Source organism: Modestobacter marinus (assembly GCF_011758655.1).
GTDB classification, from domain to species: Bacteria; Actinomycetota; Actinomycetes; order Mycobacteriales; family Geodermatophilaceae; genus Modestobacter; species Modestobacter marinus.
Genome location: NZ_JAAMPA010000001.1, coordinates 1,590,052 through 1,606,949, shown reverse-complemented (window position 1 = coordinate 1,606,949; position 16,898 = coordinate 1,590,052). Strand labels below are relative to the sequence as shown.

Genomic DNA, 16,898 nt, shown 5'->3' with positions numbered 1-16,898 from the left:
CGTCCCGGGGAGGTCCCGGGGCGGCGCGCGGGGCGGTGCCGGCCCGCGTCGCTCGCACCTCAGCGGGACCCGCTGAGCGACCCGAGCTCGTCGACGAGCTCGCGGTGCGGCGGTGCGGCCGGGACGCCGTTCGGGGGTCCCGGGACCTCCTGCCCCGGGACGGGACGGCCGGGGAGCCACCCCCGCGTCAGCAGGTCGGCCACCCGCGGGCGCACCGATGCCAGCGCCGCGGGCGGGTCGACCATGTGCATGTGGCGCAGCACCGCCCGGCCGACCGTGCGGTCGACGCCGGCGGCCGCCAGCACCATCAGGTGCGGGACCTCCCGACCGGCCTCCGCGTGACCACCCGCCGTGGCGCCGTCCCTGGGTGCTGCGTCCGGCGGGGCCAGCGGCGGCCGGCCGTCGCGCACGTTCCGCCACATCGCGGCCCGGGCCCGGTCGGCCAGCCGGGCGTCGTCGAACCAGGCCCGCAGCTCCCCCTGCTCCCAGTCGTCCGACGCCGCCCGCCAGGCGCGGGGGTCCGCGGGAGCGGCGGCGACCGCGTCGGCGAGGCGGAGGGCGTGCGCGACCGCCAGGGAGGTGCCGCGGCCGTAGTGCGGGTTCGTCGTGCAGACGGCGTCCGCGAGCGGCTGCAGCCCGAGCGGCGCCGACGGGTGCAGGACCCGGAGCCTGTTGCGCAGCCCGCCCATGACCTCCACGTCCGCGATCGGCTCGGCCCGCTCGACGTCGGTCCAGCCCGCGGCCAGCGACACCCGGCGAGCGGCGGCCTCGAACGCCGGCGCCTCGCGCAACACGGCCAGCCCGGGGTCGTCGGGCAGCCGGGTGAAGCAGACGGTGAAGACGCCGGCGTCGTGCGGGAACACGAGCAGGGAGTAGGCGTCGCCCTCGGCCACGGAGATCACCCCGCGGTTGACCGGCCCGAACGACGCGCCCGGCAGGGTGCGGTAGCGCCGGGAGGCGTAGACCTCGTCAGCGGGCTCGTCGACGGCCTCCTGCAGCCAGGGCCGCGACACGCGCCCGCGCCGTCCGGTGGCGTCGACCACCAGGTCGGCGGGCAGCACGGTCCCGCCGGCCAGGACGACGCCGGTGACCGACCCGCCGTCGACCCGCACGCTCGCCACGGTGGCGTACCCGAGGGTCACGCCGGGCTCGGCCTCGGCCATGCCCCGCAGCACCCACTCCAGCGTGCTGCGCCGGCACCACATCGCCTGCAGGCCGTCGATCAGCTCGACCTGGGGCACGCCGATCGCCCGCAGCCGGTCGAGCACGTCGGGGAGCCCGCGCTGCAGCTCCCGGGAGAGCCGGGCCAGGAAGGCGTGCGGCTGGCGGAACTGCGGCACCCCGCGCCGCGACCACCCGGCGGCCGTGGTGACGTCCGCCGGCCGGGGCGAGTCGTCCCGGTCGACGAGCCGCACGCGATGTCCCTGCCGGGCGAGGGCCAGGGCCGCCGTCAGCCCCGCCACGCCCCCTCCTGCGATCACGACCTGCATGTCCGTCCCCCGTCTCCACCCCGGTCGCCGCCGAGCGTCGAGTGCACGCGGCCGTCTGGAGAGCTGCGCCGGCCGGACCTCCCTCCGGACCCGATCGCCGGCCTCTTCCAGAACTGGTTCGGACGGTGCACGCTACAACCAACGATGGTGATCCGCATCACAGTGAGTGGTGGGACGGCGACGCCCGGCTCCCCCGGGCGTGCTGCGGCAGTGGCACCTGCACCGCGGCACGCCGGGCGACGTCGTCCTCCGGTCGTTGCCGGCGCCCGACCCGCGCCTCGTCCCCTGGCCCGCGCGCCCGGCCTCCTCGGGGATGGTGACCCGGCCGTGACCTGCGTGTGCTTAGGTCAGCCTCACCTGACCCGCCGAAGGAGCTCGTATGTCCCGCCACGCCCTCCGCACCGGAGCCCTCCGCGGCACCGCCCTGCTGGCCGCCGCCCTCGTCCTCAGCAGCTGCGGCTCGGACTCCACCGACGACACCGCCGCCGAGGGCGCCGACCCGACCGCCGGTTCGTCGGAGGAGTTCCCGGTCACCGTCGAGACCGCCTTCGGTGACGTGACCGTGGAGGAGGAGCCGACCCGGGTCGTGGCCCTCGGCTGGGGTGACGCCGAGACCGCGCTGACGCTCGGCGTCCAGCCGGTCGGCGCGAGCGACTGGCTCGGCTTCGGCGGCGAGGGCGTGGGCCCGTGGGCCGAGGGGCTCTACGACGAGCCCCCGGTGATCATCGAGACGCTGGAGCCCAGCCTCGAGGCGATCGCCGCGCTGGACCCGGACCTGATCCTCGACACCCGCTCGGCCGCCACGCAGGAGCGGTACGACGCGCTCAGCTCGATCGCGCCGACCATCGGCCAGCCCGAGGGCGTCGACCAGTACCAGACCTCCTGGCAGCAGCAGCTCGACCTGGTCGGGCAGGCGCTGGGCAGGGAGGAGGAGGCCGACGAGGTCGAGGCCGAGGTCGACCAGGCCTTCGCCGACGCCGCCGCCGCGAACCCCGGGTTCGAGGGCACCGAGGTCGCCGTGGCCGCCTACACGGCCGAGGGCTTCGGCGCCTACGTCAGCGGTGACCCGCGGGTCGACTTCATGCAGCAGCTGGGCTTCGTGAACAAGCCGGCCATCGAGGAGCTGGCCACCGACAGCTTCTACGTGCCGGTGAGCGAGGAGCAGCTCCCGCTGCTGGACGCCGGGCTCACCGTGGGCTTCCCGATCTTCGTCGAGGCCAGCGAGATCACCGACAACCCGCTGTGGCAGGCCATCCCCTCCGTGCAGGCCGGCAACTCCGTGGTGCTCGACGACCAGACGCTGACCAACGCCTTCTCCAGCGGCACCGCCCCGGGCATCCAGTACGCCCTGGAGAACGCCGTCCCGCAGTTCGCCGACGCCCTCGGCTGATCCCGCACCACCCGCTCGCACCGGCGCCGCCGGGCGGCCCTGGTTCAGCCCAGGAGCCGCCCGGCGGCGTCGGCGTCCCAGGCCCGGACGGCGGCCACCAGCCGGCCGGTCAGCGTGCGCAGCAGCTGCGCCCCCTCCGCCGCCGTGGCCCCGGCCGGGTCACCGAGCACCCCGTCCGGGCTGACCGCCCGCACGCCCTCGGCCCGCAGCCGGGGCAGCAGTTCCCCGATCGGCGCGGTCTCCCCCGCGGCGGCGAGCTCCGCCCGGACCCCCGTGGGTTCCACGTGCAACATCAGTGACGTCTCGGTGCGCCCGGCGTGCGCATCGCCGCCGGGCACGCCGCACGGGAACCAGGCGACGTCCCGGCCCTCGTGCCGCAGCAGGGGCACGGCCGCCCGCAGCGCCTCCAGGTTCCCGCCGTGCCCGTTGACCACCACGACCCGGCCGGCCCACCGGCCGGCCGAGCGCCCGTACTCGACCAGCAGGGTGGTCAACGCGGCGGTGCCGATCGAGATCGTGCCGGGGAAGTCCTCGTGCTCGCCGCTGGCCCCGTACGCGAGCGCCGGCGCGAGCACCGCGCCGTCCAGGTCGCCGACCGCGGCCTCGGCCACCGCCTGCGCGACCGCGGTGTCGGTGGTCAGCGGCAGGTGACGGCCGTGCTGCTCGACCGAGCCGAGCGGGACGACGAGCAGCGGCCGGCCCGCCAGGTCGGGCCAGGTCGCCCCGGTCAGTCGCACGGCGTCGTCCACGGCTGGGCACCCTGCCAGACCGCGGGTGTCGTCCGCCGCCGGATCGGGCAGGGCAGGCGGATGACCGACGAGAACCGCGCTGACGACACGCGCAAGGTGGCCGAGCTGCTGAAGGACGAGCGGATCGCCGTCTTCACCACCATCGCCCCCGACGGCACGCTGATGAGCCGGCCGATGTCCATGCAGCAGGTCGAGTTCGACGGCGACCTGTGGTTCTTCGCCAGCCGGGGCTCGCGCAAGGTCGCCCAGGTGACCGCGAACCCGCAGGTCAACATCGCGACCTCGGGCAGTGACAGCTGGGTCTCGCTGACCGGTCACGCCGTGGTGTTCGACGACCTGGCGAAGAAGCAGCAGCTGTGGAACCCGGTCGTCGGCGCCTGGTTCCCGGACGGTCCCGAGGACCCCGACGTGGTGCTGATCCGGGTGGACGCGGCCTCCGCCGAGTACTGGGACTCCCCGGGCGGGCGGCTCGCCAGCGTCTTCAGCTTCGCCAAGGCCAAGGTCACCGGCCAGCCGTACTCCGGCGGGGAGAACGAGACCGTCCGGCTCTGACCCCAGGCGCCGTCCGGCCTACACCCGGACGGCGCCTCCGGACAGCAGCTCACCGGCGGGGCGGCACCGTGCAGCCGGCTCCGGGCGGGCGAACAGGAAGCCCTGCGCGGACTGGCACTGCAGGTCGGCGAGCGCCTGCCGCTGACCCTCGGTCTCGACACCCTCGGCGACGACCCCGAGACCGAGGCTGCGGGCCAGCTCGACGATCGAGGCGATCAACGTCGCCGACGGACTGCCGGCCGACAGGTCACTGATGAAGCTGCGGTCGATCTTGATGATGTCGGCGGGCAGACGACGCAGGTAGGACAACCCCGCGAAGCCGGTGCCGAAGTCGTCGATCGCGATGGCCACGCCGAGGGCACGGAGCTCCTCCAGCTGACCCACCACCGCCTCGACGTCCTGGACGAGCACGCCCTCGGTGACCTCGAGGGTCAGCTGGTCGGCGGCGAACCCGGTGTCCCGCAGTGCAGCGGTGACCTCGGCGGCGATCGCCCGGTCCATCAGCTGGCGGGGCGAGAGGTTGACCGCCATCCGCACCGGGTGACCGGCGGCGACAGTCCAGGCGACGCCCTGCCGCAGCGCCTGCTCGAGGACCCAGCCACCGATGTCGGAGATCGCACCGGTCTCCTCGGCCAGCGGGATGAACTCCGCCGGCGGGACGGTGCCGCGTCGGGGGTGGTGCCACCGGACCAGGGCCTCGAAGCCGGTCGTCCGCCCGTCGACCAGCCGCACGGTCGGCTGGTAGTACACCTCCAGCTGTCCGGCCGCGACGGCGAGGGCGAGGTCGTGCTGCAACTCGGCCCGGCGGCTGGCGGCCTCGGCCATCCCCTCTGCGTAGGTGACCACCTGGTTGCCACCGCGCGCCTTGGCCCGGTACATCGCCAGGTCGGCGTCGCGCAGCAGCGAGTCGGCGGTGTGGTCGCCCGGGTCGACCGAGGTCGCCAACCCGATGCTGGCGTGCACGGTCAGCAACCCGGTGTCCAGCGCGACCGGGACGCTGAGTGCCAGCAGGACCCGCTCCCCCACGACCCGGGCGTCGTCCGGGCCCGCCGGGAGCAGCACGGCGAACTCGTCTCCCCCGATCCGGGCCACCAGGTCACCCGGCCGCACGCTGCGCTGGAAGCGCTCCGCGACGGTGAGCAGCACCTGGTCGCCGGCGGCGTGACCGCGGCTGTCGTTGACGTCCTTGAAGCCGTCGAGGTCGATGAACAGCAGGCTGGCCCGGGCGCCGTCCCGCAGCAGCCGATGGGTGCTCTCCTCCAGTTGCGTGCGGTTGGCGATGCCCGTGAGCCCGTCGCTGAGCACCAGGTCCTCGTTGAGCCGCCAGGCGGCGAGGTGGGCGAGGCTGGCCGCCAGCACGAACGCCGCGTGCACGCCGGCCCACGCCCACGCGTCGTGTCCCCCGGCGTGGGCGAACACCTCGTGCGGGTAGAGGGTCCCGATGACCCCGTGGTGCACCGTGACGATGACCAGGGCGATGCCGAAGGGCACCCAGTGCTGGTACAGCGACACCACGCCGACCATCACGAAGAAGACGAAGTGCGACTCGGTGACCCCGCTCCACACGTGCACCAGGGCGACGCACGCGCCCATCAGGCTGACCGTCGTGGCGGCCGAGCGGGTGGTCCGGCCCAGCGAGGGCGCAGCAGCCACGAGCAGCGGGCTGCCCACGGCGGCCAGGACGGCGACGGCGGCCGGCTGGCCGACCCCCCAGGCCAGGCACAGCACCAGCAGGGCGAGGCCGGAGAGCATCGCCACCCGGATGATGAGCCGGTGCCGCCGCTGCCAGACGGACTCGGGGAGCAGGCGTCCGCTCGGCAGCATCCCGATGATCCGCCCCGGAGAACTCGTGGTCACCTCCGGCACATCGACCGCGGCGGGCCGGCCCTTGAGGGTGGGTCACCAGGAAGAGCGGTACCGGCGGACGTCGGCGCGCGCGGGCCGAGTCGGCCGTGCAGCAGGTCCACAGCCGCCACCCGGCTCGCGTCCAGCGAACGGGACGATCGTGGAGGGACCCACCACCCCGGAGGTCCTGATGGTCGCCGTCGCCGTCCTCGCCGTGTTCTTCGCCCTGCTCACCGTGGCCGACCTGCTGCCCGGCCCGGCCGACGCCCCCGGGCTGGTGGCCCCCCTGCGCTGACCGGCCGGCGTCAGCCGGCGAACACGGCGGACAGCGCAGCGGGGACGTCCCGGTGGCCGCGTACCTGCCGCAACCGGCCCCGCCCGGCGCGCGCCAGGTCGCGGCCCAGCTCCACGTCGACCTCCCCGGAGGTGTCCAGCAGCACGTCCAGCCGGGGCAGGCGCGCCGCGGTGGGCCGCGGGTCGGGGCCGGCGTTGTGCACGCAGTCCGACAGCAGCAGCACGCGGGCGTCCCGTGGCGGCACCCCGGTCAGCTGCCGGGCGGCGGTCTCCAGCGCGAAGGTCACGTTGGTCAGCCCCTGCGTGGGCACCCGCAGCAGCAGGTCCAGGACGGCGAGCGGCGCCACCTGCTCGCCCCGGCGGACCAGCACGGCCGCGTCGGACCAGAAGGCGACGACGGCCAGGGCGTCCCGGTCGAGTTCGCCGGCCAGCGCGCCGACCGTGGCCGCCGCCGTCCGGACCCGCTCGCCCTTCATCGACCCGGACACGTCGACCACCAGCACCACCGAGCGCTGCTGCCGGACCCGCTCCCGCACGACGACGTCGGTCGCCTCCGGGTACGGCTCGCCCGCGATGGCCTCCAGGGTGCGCTCCAGGTCCAGCTCGTCGGACCCACCGCGCCACGGGGTGCTGACCAGCTCCCCCACCCCGCGCCGAGCGCGCCGGTCCCGCGGCGGCCGTGGCACGGCGAGCCGGCGGGCGATCTCCCGGGCACGGGCTCGGGTCAGCTGGTCGGCCGCGTCCTCGGTGCTCAGGTCCGACAGCGGGATCAGGCTGGCGGCCTCCTCGGTGGTCCCCGGCGCGGTACCGCCCGCCCGGGACGGACCGGTCCGGCTCCGCCGACGGTCGCCGGAGGAGAGCGCCAGCCCCTGCCCGCCGCGCGACGGCTCGAAGAGCGACGGCTGCTCGGTCAACTGCTTGGGCCGGCGGCGCAGCGGCCGCATCCCCCGGGGCTGCCCGCCTCCGGGACGGTCCCGCCGGGTGACCGGCGAGTCGGCCTCGACGGCTCTTCAACCGGGGGCGGCGGCCGCCGGCTGCAGCAGGAAGTGGTCGGCCCAGATCTCGTGCAGGACCGCCTCGGGGCTGGCCTCCACGGTGTCGTCGAGGAACACCCGCCCGGACAGCGCCACCAGGACGGCGTCCAGGACGACCGCGGTGTACTCCTCCGGCAGCCCGCGCGGCGGATCGACCGCCGGCTCGTCGGGCAGCGGCACCCCACGCAGCGCGGCCAGCTGGGCGGCGACCAACGCGGTGTCGATGGCGCCGCGCACGCTGCTGCCCTGCCGGACGTCGTCCCGGCCCCGGGTCGCCCGGGTCAGCGCCACCGCGTCGGCGACCAGGCGGGGTGACTCGATCCCGGTGCGCCTGCCGACGATCCCCCGCTCGGCCTCGGCGTCCTGGTAGTCGATCGCCAGCCGGCACAGCCGGTCGTGCACGGACGTGGACAGCCGGGTGGTGCCCACGTTGTCGTACGGGTTCATCGAGGCGATCACCCGGAAGCTGGGCAACGCCTCGAGCACCCCGACCCGGGGCACCGCGATCCGCCGTTCGGCCATCGCGGTGAGCAGGGTGTTCAGCGTGTCCTCGGGGGCGCGGTTGAACTCCTCCACGTAGAGGAAACCGCCGGCGCGCATCGCGTCGACCAGCGGGCCGGGGACGAAGTTGTCCGGGGAGTAGTCCTCCCGCAGCACCCGGGCCGGGTCGTGGTGCCCGACCAGCCGGGTGGGCGTCAGGTCGGCGTTGCCCTCGACGAAGAACAGCGGGATGCCCCACTCCGCCGTGATCGCGCGCAGCAGGGTGGACTTCGACGTCCCCGGCGGTCCCTCCAGCAGCACGTCCCGGCCGGCGGCCACCGTGGCCAAGAGCAGGTCCAGCTCGCGGTCGCGGCCGACCAGGTGCCGGGCGACCCGCTCGCGGACCTCGCGGACCGACGCGCCGTCGTCGCCGGTCACCCGGCTGCCGGTCACCACGGATTCCTCGCTGATGTGGACCTCCCTCCCTGCCGGCGTCCGGCACCGGGACCGCGTCGGCCCGGCGCCGGGGCCCGGCAGCGGCTACGTGGTCGTGCAGCCCTCCACCCGGCCGGTCACTTGCCGACCGATCCGGCGTCGACCGGCAGCTGGACACCCGTGATGTAGCGGGCGTCGTCGCTGACCAGGAAGAGGATCGCGTTGCTGATGTCCACCGGCTCGACCCACTCGACCGGCAGCGCGTTCATCGTCCTGAACGACTCGGCGGCCTCCTCGCGGGTCACTTCGGTCTTGGGCTTGTCCGGCCGGAACAGCCCGTAGGTCTCCGGGTTGTGGATCATGTCGGTGTCCACCGAGGTCGGGTGCACCGAGTTGACCCGGATCATGTCCGGCGCCAGCTCGTTGGCGAGGGTCTTCATCATCCCGACGACCCCGTGCTTGGCGGCCACGTAGTGGGCCAGGTTGGCCAGGCCCTTGATGCCGGCGGTGGAGCTGGTCAGGACGATCGCCCCACCCCGCCCGGCGGCCCGGATGTGCGGCACCGCGGCCCGGACGGTCTTGAAGACCCCGGTCAGGTTGACCCCGATCATCTCGTCCCACATCTCGTCGGTCAGCTCCTCGACCGGCGCGAAGCTGGCGATGCCAGCGTTGGCCAGCACGATGTCCAGCCGACCCAGCTGGGCGACGCCGTCGTCGACGGCGGCCCGCATCGCCGCAGTGTCGCGGACGTCGGCCCGGCTGGCGATGATCCGGCGGTCCAGCGCCTCGACCATCCGGACCGTCTCGTCCAGGTCCGCCTGGGTGGCCTGCGGGTAGCCGACCGTGGCCATGTCCTGCAGGTGGTCGACGGCGATGACGTCGGCGCCCTCCTGCGCCAGCCGGACGGCGTGGCTGCGGCCCTGACCGCGCGCCGCACCCGTGATGAAGGCGACCTTCCCCTCGAGCTTTCCCATCGTCCATCTCCTCAGACGTCGTCGTCAGTGGATCCGGTCTCTCGCCGCGAACGGCGGGGGATCGATCCCCGGCCCCGTGCTCGGGGCCGAGCTCGTGGTGCCCGGGGACCGGGCGGCGGTCAGCCCAGCTGCAGGCCGGCGAGCGGGGACTCGTCGCAGATCTTGGCGGGCGGTGCGGGCGTGGGCCGGGCCGGGACGCCCGGCATGCCCAGCAGGGTGGGCTGGCCGCGGACCGGGCCGGTGTGCGAGTGGTCGATGTGGCTCTTCGGCGTGACCAGCTCCAGGTCGCGGGCGGCCAGGGCGGTCTCCCCGTAGCCCTGCACGCACTCCGGGTCGGGGCCGTCCAGCGGGAGCCCGGTGAAGAACTTCGCGGCCATGCAGCCGCCTCGGCAGGCGTCGAAGTGGGCGCACTTGGTGCACGCCCCGCCGGTCTGCGGGCTGCGCAGGTCGGCGAACAGCTCCGAGTGCTGCCACACCCGCTGGAAGCCGCCGGGGGAGCGCACGTTGCCGGCGAGGAACTGCTCGTGGATGGCGAACGGGCAGGCGTAGACGTCGCCCACCGGGTCGATCAGGCACACCACCCGCCCCGCGCCGCACAGGTTGAGCCCGGGCAGGGCCTCCCCGAACGCGGAGAGGTGGAAGAACGAGTCGCCGGTCAGCACGCCCTCGCCGTTGGCCAGCAGCCAGGAGTACAGCTCCCGCTGCTGGGCCTGGGTGGGGTGCAGCTGCTCCCACACGTCCGCGCCGCGACCGGACGGGCGGAAGCGGGTGATCCGCAGCTGCGCACCGTAGGAGTCGGTCAGCGCCTTGAAGTCATCGAGCTGGGAGACGTTCTCCCGGGTGACGACGACGGAGACCTTGAAGTCCTTCATGCCGGCCTCGGCCAGGTTCTCCAGCGCCTTCCTGGCGGTGGCGAACGAGCCGGTGCCGCGGACCCGGTCGTTGACCTCGGCGGTGGCGCCGTCCAGGGAGATCTGCACGTCCACGTAGTCGGTCCGGGCCAGCTGCGCGGCGCGGGCCTTGTCCAGCTTCACGCCGTTGGTGGAGAACTTGACCCCGACGTCGTGGCCGATCGCGTAGTCCAGCAGGTGCCAGAAGTCCGGCCGGACGGTGGGCTCACCGCCGCCGACGTTGACGTAGAAGACCTGCATCCGCTGCAGCTCGTCGATCACCGCCTCGGCCTCGGTCGTGGACAGCTCCCGGGGGTCGCGGCGCCCGGAGGAGGACAGGCAGTGCACGCACGCCAGGTTGCAGGCGTAGGTCAGCTCCCAGGTCAGGCAGATCGGGGCGTCCAGGCCGTACTCGAACTGGTCGACCAGCCGGCCACCGACGGGCCGGTCACGGGAGGGCAGGACGGCGGTCACGCGGGCTCCTCGGGGCGGCGTTCGATCATCTGCGACCGGGCCAGGTCGGCCAGCGCCTTGACGTAGGTGGGCCGCTGGGACTCCGGCACCTCGCAGGCGAGGAGGGCGGCCGTGGCGGTGGGGTGGTCGGCGAGGGTCTCCACCACGCGGACCAGCGTCTTCGACTTCAGGAAGGAGAGCTTCCGGGTGCCGAAGTGGTAGACCAGCGCCCCGAACGGCTCCGGCCGCAGCGCCACCGAACGGGCCCGCTGCCATGGCAGTGCCGGGTCGAAGGCGGCAGGGTGGGACGCGGCAGGGTGAGACGCAGCAGGGTCGGGCCCGGCGGGGCCGGCCACCGCTGCGGCCGGAGCGGTCGAGGTCATGACGGCGTCGGGGTCGGTGAGCGCGGGGCTCAGTAGACGCCGCACATGCCGTCGATGGAGACCTCCTCCACGAGGGACTCCTCGACGAGGGCCTCCTCGGCTGCCGCGGGGGTCTCGACGGTGAGCTCGTCCTGCGTCGTCTCGGGCACGGTGCCTCCGGGGTGAGCTGGGTCACGGATCTGACCCGGCCGACCGTAGGTGACACCCAGTGCCACCGGCAAGGGGCACGGACGACGAGCGCGCCGACCGCCGACCACCCCGCCGCCGAGGGGCAGGATGGGCGCCGTGACCGAGACGGTGGTCGCGGCCGACGCCCGCGAGGAGACCCGCGCCCGGATCGAGCAGGCCGCCCTCGACCTGTTCACCGCCCAGGGGTTCGAGGCGGTGACCATCGACGAGGTGGCCGATGCCGCCGGGATCAGCCGGCGCACCTTCTTCCGCTACTTCGGCACCAAGGCCGACGCGGTCTGGGGCCAGTTCGACGGTCACGTCGTCCGGCTGGAGGCGATGCTCGCCGCCACCGCCGGCGACCAGCCGGTGCTGGCCTCGATCTGTGCGGCCTACGTCGAGGTGAACGACTACGCCGCGGCCGACCTGCCGACGCTGCGCCAGCGGATGCGGCTGATCCTGACCGAGCCGGCGCTGCTCGCGCACTCCCAGGTGCGCTACGGGGACGTCGACCGGGTCGTCGCCGCGCACGTGGCGCGGCGGACCGGGGTGGCGCCGGACGCGCTGGTGCCCCGACTGGTCGCGACGAGCACCCGGGCCGCCGCGACGACGGCCTTCGAGCTGTGGCTGGCCGACGGCCGGATCACCCTCGGCGCCGCGCTGCACCAGGCCTTCGACGAGCTGGCCGCCGGCTTCCCGTCCCTGCGCGTACCGGACTGACCGGAGCAGCCGGGGGCGTGGCCTGCCACGCCCCCGGCCCTGCTCAGACGGTCGCCGGCTTCACCGTCACGCCGCGCAGCACCTCGGACGGGCGCTGCTGCTCCCCGGCGTAGGAGCTGATGACGACGAGCGCCCCGGTGATCGCCGGCACGACCCACTGCAGCTGGTCCAGCCGCTCCTGCGCGGCCGCGATCTCGCCGCGGGCCCGCTTGGAGGGCTTGGTGGCGCGCCGGGACGGCGTGGCGCCGCCCTGGTTGACGACCTGACCGAGCAGCCGGCTGTACGCGGTGACGCCCAGCGCGGCCGCGGTGAGGGCGGTCTTGGCCGCCGACATGGCCTTCACGCCCTGCTGCTGGCCGACCCGCTGCTTGTTCGCCTGCAGCTGGCCGATGCTGCCGATCAGGTGCGCGCCGATGGCGGCGGCGTTGACCGGCGTCCACCGGTTCCAGCCGGCGTTGGCGACGGCACCGGTGGCGCGGGCGCTGCCCGCCTCGGCGGAGGCGGGGTTGAGCGCGACGGCGTTGGCGAGCGTGCCGCCGAACCAGGCGGCCAGGCCGACGTCGTGCAGGGAACGGGACAGGGTGTTGCGGGCCATCGCGGGCTCCTCGGGTCAGTGGTGTGGACGTGCACGGCGACCGAGGAGGTCAGCGGCCTCGATCTGCGTCGTCCCCCGCTACCCGCGCAGCCACGGATGCACCCGTCCATCCGCCCACGGGTCTGCGAGCTGCCCGATCGGGCAGGTCGCCCTGCCCGGGTGGGCGGACCTGCCCCACCGGACGGTCGGTTGACCGGGCGGGAACGCCATCCGGGGCAGGCGCCGGTCCTACCGTCCCGGCACAGCCCCAGCCGCAGGCAGGAAGGACGACGCCATGCAGGTCGAAGAACTCCTCAAGCCGTTCCCGATCAAGGAGTTCCACCCGTTCCCGCGCGCCATGATGGGGCCCGGGGCGCACGAGATGATCGGCCCCGAGGCGCTCAAGCTGGGGTTCAGGAAGACCCTGATCATGACCTCGGGCCTGCGCGGGACCGACATCGTGCACAAGATCGCCGAGTCGATGAAGTACCACGGCCTCGAGGTGGTGGTCTACGACAAGGTGGAGTCCAACCCCAAGGACTACAACGTCATGGACGCCGTGGGGATGTACCAGGAGAACGCCTGCGACAGCTTCGTCTCCATCGGGGGCGGCTCCAGCCACGACGCCTGCAAGGGCGCCCGCATCTCGGTGGCCCACGACGGCCGCAGCGTCAACGAGTTCGAGGGCTTCAACCAGTCGGAGAACCCGAAGAACCCGCCGCACATCGCCGTCTCCACCACCGCCGGCACCGGGTCGGAGACCTCCTGGGCCTACGTCATCACCGACACCACCACCGACCCGGAGAACCCGCACAAGTACGTGGCCTTCGACGACCACTGCCTGGCCACGCTGGCGATCGACGACCCGGTGCTCTACTTCGACTGCCCGGTCGACTACACCGCGCAGTGCGGGTTCGACGTCCTCGCCCACGCCAGCGAGCCCTACGTCTCCCGGCTGGACTTCCCACCCTCGCTGGGCAACGCGCTCTACGCGGTGAAGATGACCGCCGAGCACCTGCGCCAGGCGGTCTGGAACGGCCAGGACCTCGCCGGCCGGCAGGGGATGATGTACGCCCAGTACATCGCCGCGCAGGCCTTCAACTCCGGCGGTCTGGGGATCATCCACTCGATCAGCCACGCGGTGTCGGCCTTCTACGACACCCACCACGGCCTGAACAACGCCATCGCGCTGCCGCGGGTGTGGGCGTTCAACATGCCGACCCAGTACAAGCGGTTCGCCGACATGGCCGCCGCGATGGGCGTGGACACCCACGGGATGACCGACGTCCAGGCCGCCGACGCCGCCCTGGCCGCGGCCATCCGGCTGCTGCGCGACGTCGGCATCCCGGAGAAGTTCACCGACGTCACCCAGGACAGCTACTCCAAGAACCGGCTGGGCCAGGGGCCGACGCCGTTCTACCAGGGCGCCTCGGTGATCACCGGCGACGACAAGGACGTCGACCGGATCACCCACCACGTGCTCGGCGACGCCTGCACCCCGGGCAACCCCAAGGAGTGCACCTTCGAGACGGTGCGCCCGGTGGTCGAGCACTGCATGAACGGCGACCTGGACGACCTGCTCGGCTGAGCCTCCCCCGGGGGCGGGGCAGCCCGCCCCGCCCCCGGTCCGCCCGCCCCGCCCAGTCCCAGGGAGCACCGCGTCCGATGACCGCGACCGACGTCCAGCCCACCCCTGCCCCGTTCGACAGCCCCGACGACGTCGCCGCCGCCTTCGCCGCGCACGGCTACGTCACCGACCGGCGGCTGGCCACCACCACCTTCGTGATGTGCCGGCTGGCCAAGCCGCTGCTGCTGGAGGGCCCGGCCGGGGTGGGCAAGACCGAGCTGGCCAAGACCCTCGCCGCGGCCACCGGCCGGCGGCTGCTCCGGCTGCAGTGCTACGAGGGGCAGGACGAGACCAAGGCGCTGTACGAGTGGGACTACGGCAAGCAGCTGCTCTACACCCAGATCCTGCGGGACAAGGCGGCGGAGCTGCTGGCCGAGACGACGACGATGGCCGAGGCGGTCGACCGGGTCGCCAGCGCCGACAGCGCCTTCTTCAACGAGCGCTTCCTGGCCGCCCGCCCGCTGCTGGAGGCGGTGCGCTCACCGGAGCCGGTGGTGCTGCTCATCGACGAGGTCGACCGGGCCGACGAGGCGCTGGAGGCGGTGCTGCTGGAGATGCTCGCCGAGTACCAGGTGTCGGTGCCGGAGATCGGCACGTTCGTCGCGCAGGACCCGCCGTACGTCGTCCTCACCTCGAACAACACCCGCGACCTGTCGGCGGCCCTGAAGCGGCGCTGCCTGCACCTGTTCCTGGAGTACCCCGACGCCGAGCGCGAGCTGGAGATCCTGCGCTCCAAGGACACCGGTCTGGACGACGCCGCCGCGCAACGACTGGTGCAGATCGTCCGCGGCCTGCGCGGCCTGGACCTGCGCAAGGCACCGAGCATCTCCGAGACCATCGACTGGGCCCGCACCCTCGCGGTGCTGGGCGTCAGCGAGCTGGACGCCGGGGTGCTCGCCGACACCGTCTCGGTGGTGGCCAAGTACGAGCGGGACGTGCAGCGCTCCCGCGAGGCCCTCCCCCGCCTGCTGGACCCCAACGCCACCGTGCCCGCCCACCCGCACGACCACGGCCCGCACAGCCACGGCCCGCACGACCACGCCGGCCACTCCCACTCCCACGACCCCGCCCCCCACCAGAACGGCCGTTCTGGTGGTGGCGAGGACGACGGGAAGCGGGTGCGCGCGGCCAAGGACCGGCCCGGCCGGCACGACGACTCCTACGGCGCCCGCGGCGGCCCGGCGGACGCACCGGCGACGCCGCGGGAGGTGCGCAGCGGCCAGGGCTCCCGGTCGTTCTCCGGCACCCGCGGCGGCAGCGCCCGGCGCCGTCCGGTCTGAGATGGAGGGGGCGCTGCACCGCTTCGTCCGGCTGCTCCGGCTGCGGGGCATGCGGATCTCCACCGCGGAGGCGCTGGACGCCTTCGCGGCGGCCACCGCCGTCGGGCTGCGCGACCGGGCCGCGCTGGAGGCCGCCCTGGGGGCGGCACTGCTCAAGGACCGGCGGGACGCCGAGGTCTTCGCCGACACCTTCGCCCGGTTCTTCACCCTCCGGCCGGTGCTGCCGGCCGAGGAGGAGCACGGCCACAGCCACGACGACCTGGCCGACACCGGGGAGCTGACCCGGATGAGCTGGTCGCCGGACCCGGACGCCGAGGTGGCCGAGGGGCACAGCCACGGCAAGCCGGTGGACATCAAGGAGTTCTTCCGGCCGGAGGACCTGGCCACCCAGTACAACCTGCACCAGGAGGCGAACCGGATCGACCTGGCGTCGCTGACCGAGCAGATCGTGCTCTCCTCCGACAGCGGTGGCGGGGACGCCACCGAGGCGCAGAAGGTCCAGCTGGAGGTCGAGCGGCTGCACGACCCGGGCCTGCCCGGCGAGCTGGTGCGCGGCGGCGGCACCCCGCTGGACGCCCAGCTGACGGTGGCCCAGCAGCAGGCGCTGCGCGACTGGCTGGCCGACCCGACCGGCGACCTGGACCCCGAGGTCGCCGAGCTGCTGCGCCGCCAGCTGGCCGGGGTGATCGAGGACCTCCCCGAGCTGCTGGCCGCGCACCTGCAGAAGCTCGCCGAGATGACCGACCTGGCCGTCGAGGAGCGGGAGCTGGCCCGGGCGCCGGTGGAGAAGGTGACCGAGGCGGAGCGGGCCCGGATCGAGGAGTCGCTGCGCCGGCTGGCCGGCACGCTGCACGGCGGGCTGACCCACAAGAAGCGGCAGTCGCCGCGCGGCCGGATCGACGTGGCCCGCACCATGCGGCGCAACATGCGCTACGACGGCGTCCCGTTCCGGCCGGTCACCACCCGGCTGGCGGAGGACAAGCCGCGGCTGGTCGTGGTCGCCGACGTCAGCCTGTCGGTGCGGGCGACGGCGCGGTTCACCCTGCACGTCGTCCACGCGCTGCAGGACCTGTTCGCCCAGGTGCGCACCTTCGCCTTCGTCGACGACGTCGTGGAGATCACCGACCTGTTCGACGAGCACCCGCTGGAGCACGCGCTGGGCCTGGTCTTCGGGGGCGACGTCATCGACGTGGACGCCGCCAGCGACTACGGGACGGCGTTCGCCACCCTGGCCGCCGACCACTCCGGGGCCTTCACCCGCCGGTCGACGCTGCTGGTGCTCGGGGACGGCCGCGGGAACGGCAACGCCCCGCGGCTGGACGTCTTCGCCGACCTGACCCGCCGGGTGCGGGAGACGATCTGGCTGACCCCGGAGCCGCGGTACAGCTGGGCGCTGGGGGGCTGCGACCTGCCGGCGTACGCGGAGAGCTGCGACCGGGTGGAGGTGGTCCGCGACCACTCGGCGCTGGACAGCTGGGCGACCGACGTGGTCACCCGCGCCTCGTCCCGCTGAGCCGTCCCGCTGAGCCCGCCCCGCCGAGCCCGTCCCGCTGAGCCCCG

Annotated in this window: 17 protein-coding genes; 7 read left to right on the top strand and 10 right to left on the bottom strand. The window is 74.1% G+C overall.

The genetic code is table 11. From position 1 onward, the window contains the following. Positions 1 to 59: 59 nt before the first annotated feature. Positions 60 to 1,490 (bottom strand): NAD(P)/FAD-dependent oxidoreductase, encoded by a 1,431-nt coding sequence (locus FB380_RS07565; protein WP_166754534.1) that lies wholly within the window; start codon positions 1,488 to 1,490, stop codon positions 60 to 62. A 379-nt stretch (positions 1,491 to 1,869) separates the two neighbouring features. Here FB380_RS07565 and FB380_RS07560 point away from each other — a divergent pair, with 379 nt between their 5' ends. Further along, entirely contained in the window at positions 1,870 to 2,880 is a 1,011-nt protein-coding gene (locus FB380_RS07560) for an iron-siderophore ABC transporter substrate-binding protein (RefSeq protein WP_166754533.1), read from the top strand. Positions 2,881 to 2,924: 44 nt separating this feature from the next. On the opposite strand, the gene mftE is transcribed toward FB380_RS07560, so the two are convergent. Next, entirely contained in the window at positions 2,925 to 3,629 is a 705-nt protein-coding gene (gene mftE / locus FB380_RS07555; RefSeq protein WP_229681798.1) for a mycofactocin biosynthesis peptidyl-dipeptidase MftE, read from the bottom strand. 60 nt (positions 3,630 to 3,689) lie between these two features. Between mftE and FB380_RS07550 the strand changes: the two genes are divergently transcribed. Continuing rightward, positions 3,690 to 4,181 (top strand): pyridoxamine 5'-phosphate oxidase family protein, encoded by a 492-nt coding sequence (locus FB380_RS07550; RefSeq protein WP_166754532.1) that lies wholly within the window; start codon positions 3,690 to 3,692, stop codon positions 4,179 to 4,181. 18 nt (positions 4,182 to 4,199) lie between these two features. On the opposite strand, the gene FB380_RS07545 is transcribed toward FB380_RS07550, so the two are convergent. Beyond that, positions 4,200 to 6,038: a putative bifunctional diguanylate cyclase/phosphodiesterase gene (locus tag FB380_RS07545; protein ID WP_229681797.1), complete on the bottom strand. Its 1,839-nt coding sequence runs from the start codon at positions 6,036 to 6,038 to the stop codon at positions 4,200 to 4,202. Between the two features lie 148 nt (positions 6,039 to 6,186). Here FB380_RS07545 and FB380_RS25370 point away from each other — a divergent pair, with 148 nt between their 5' ends. Then, positions 6,187 to 6,321, top strand: a complete 135-nt coding sequence (locus tag FB380_RS25370; RefSeq protein ID WP_268237699.1) for a hypothetical protein — start codon at positions 6,187 to 6,189, stop codon at positions 6,319 to 6,321. 10 nt (positions 6,322 to 6,331) lie between these two features. Here the strand turns inward: FB380_RS25370 and FB380_RS07540 are convergent, their stop codons facing one another. The 6 genes from FB380_RS07540 to mftA form a co-directional block, all read right to left on the bottom strand. Then, positions 6,332 to 7,264: a vWA domain-containing protein gene (locus FB380_RS07540; protein WP_166754531.1), complete on the bottom strand. Its 933-nt coding sequence runs from the start codon at positions 7,262 to 7,264 to the stop codon at positions 6,332 to 6,334. 66 nt (positions 7,265 to 7,330) lie between these two features. After that, the gene (locus tag FB380_RS07535) at positions 7,331 to 8,287 is read right to left on the bottom strand and encodes an AAA family ATPase (protein WP_229681796.1); all 957 of its coding nucleotides are present in this window, start codon (positions 8,285 to 8,287) and stop codon (positions 7,331 to 7,333) included. Between the two features lie 119 nt (positions 8,288 to 8,406). After that, positions 8,407 to 9,243: a mycofactocin-coupled SDR family oxidoreductase gene (locus FB380_RS07530; protein WP_166754530.1), complete on the bottom strand. Its 837-nt coding sequence runs from the start codon at positions 9,241 to 9,243 to the stop codon at positions 8,407 to 8,409. A 119-nt stretch (positions 9,244 to 9,362) separates the two neighbouring features. Further along, positions 9,363 to 10,607: a mycofactocin radical SAM maturase gene (gene mftC / locus FB380_RS07525; protein ID WP_166754529.1), complete on the bottom strand. Its 1,245-nt coding sequence runs from the start codon at positions 10,605 to 10,607 to the stop codon at positions 9,363 to 9,365. Beyond that, complete coding sequence (gene mftB / locus FB380_RS24575) at positions 10,604 to 10,942, bottom strand: mycofactocin biosynthesis chaperone MftB (protein ID WP_268237707.1); 339 nt, start codon at positions 10,940 to 10,942, stop codon at positions 10,604 to 10,606. Before mftB ends, mftC begins: the two co-directional genes overlap by 4 nt. Before the next feature lie 56 nt (positions 10,943 to 10,998). Beyond that, complete coding sequence (gene mftA, locus FB380_RS25890) at positions 10,999 to 11,118, bottom strand: mycofactocin precursor MftA (RefSeq protein ID WP_166754527.1); 120 nt, start codon at positions 11,116 to 11,118, stop codon at positions 10,999 to 11,001. Between the two features lie 136 nt (positions 11,119 to 11,254). Here mftA and mftR point away from each other — a divergent pair, with 136 nt between their 5' ends. Continuing rightward, positions 11,255 to 11,857 carry a mycofactocin system transcriptional regulator gene (mftR, locus tag FB380_RS07510; RefSeq protein WP_229681794.1) on the top strand — a complete coding sequence of 201 codons (603 nt, stop codon included), beginning with the start codon at positions 11,255 to 11,257 and terminating at the stop codon, positions 11,855 to 11,857. Positions 11,858 to 11,900: 43 nt separating this feature from the next. Here the strand turns inward: mftR and FB380_RS07505 are convergent, their stop codons facing one another. Then, positions 11,901 to 12,452: a hypothetical protein gene (locus FB380_RS07505; protein ID WP_166754525.1), complete on the bottom strand. Its 552-nt coding sequence runs from the start codon at positions 12,450 to 12,452 to the stop codon at positions 11,901 to 11,903. Between the two features lie 274 nt (positions 12,453 to 12,726). Between FB380_RS07505 and mdo the strand changes: the two genes are divergently transcribed. The 3 genes from mdo (at position 12,727) to FB380_RS07490 (ending at position 16,851) form a co-directional block, all read left to right on the top strand. Then, positions 12,727 to 14,019: an NDMA-dependent methanol dehydrogenase gene (gene mdo, locus FB380_RS07500; protein ID WP_166754524.1), complete on the top strand. Its 1,293-nt coding sequence runs from the start codon at positions 12,727 to 12,729 to the stop codon at positions 14,017 to 14,019. Positions 14,020 to 14,096: 77 nt separating this feature from the next. After that, a complete protein-coding gene (locus FB380_RS07495; protein WP_166754523.1) occupies positions 14,097 to 15,338 on the top strand; it encodes an AAA family ATPase in 1,242 nt (413 codons plus the stop codon). A 1-nt stretch (position 15,339) separates the two neighbouring features. Beyond that, positions 15,340 to 16,851: a VWA domain-containing protein gene (locus FB380_RS07490; protein WP_166754522.1), complete on the top strand. Its 1,512-nt coding sequence runs from the start codon at positions 15,340 to 15,342 to the stop codon at positions 16,849 to 16,851. Positions 16,852 to 16,898 lie beyond the last annotated feature (47 nt).

What these genes read in the sequence shown, in the direction of transcription:
- FB380_RS07565 (WP_166754534.1), bottom strand. Translation starts at nt 1,490, where the DNA reads ATGCAGGTCGTGATCGCAGGAGGGGGCGTGGCGGGGCTGACGGCGGCC.
- FB380_RS07560 (WP_166754533.1), top strand. Translation starts at nt 1,870, where the DNA reads ATGTCCCGCCACGCCCTCCGCACCGGAGCCCTCCGCGGCACCGCCCTG.
- FB380_RS07550 (WP_166754532.1), top strand. Translation starts at nt 3,690, where the DNA reads ATGACCGACGAGAACCGCGCTGACGACACGCGCAAGGTGGCCGAGCTG.
- FB380_RS07540 (WP_166754531.1), bottom strand. Translation starts at nt 7,264, where the DNA reads ATGCGGCCGCTGCGCCGCCGGCCCAAGCAGTTGACCGAGCAGCCGTCG.
- FB380_RS07530 (WP_166754530.1), bottom strand. Translation starts at nt 9,243, where the DNA reads ATGGGAAAGCTCGAGGGGAAGGTCGCCTTCATCACGGGTGCGGCGCGC.
- FB380_RS07505 (WP_166754525.1), bottom strand. Translation starts at nt 12,452, where the DNA reads ATGGCCCGCAACACCCTGTCCCGTTCCCTGCACGACGTCGGCCTGGCC.
- mdo (WP_166754524.1), top strand. Translation starts at nt 12,727, where the DNA reads ATGCAGGTCGAAGAACTCCTCAAGCCGTTCCCGATCAAGGAGTTCCAC.
- FB380_RS07495 (WP_166754523.1), top strand. Translation starts at nt 14,097, where the DNA reads ATGACCGCGACCGACGTCCAGCCCACCCCTGCCCCGTTCGACAGCCCC.
- FB380_RS07490 (WP_166754522.1), top strand. Translation starts at nt 15,340, where the DNA reads ATGGAGGGGGCGCTGCACCGCTTCGTCCGGCTGCTCCGGCTGCGGGGC.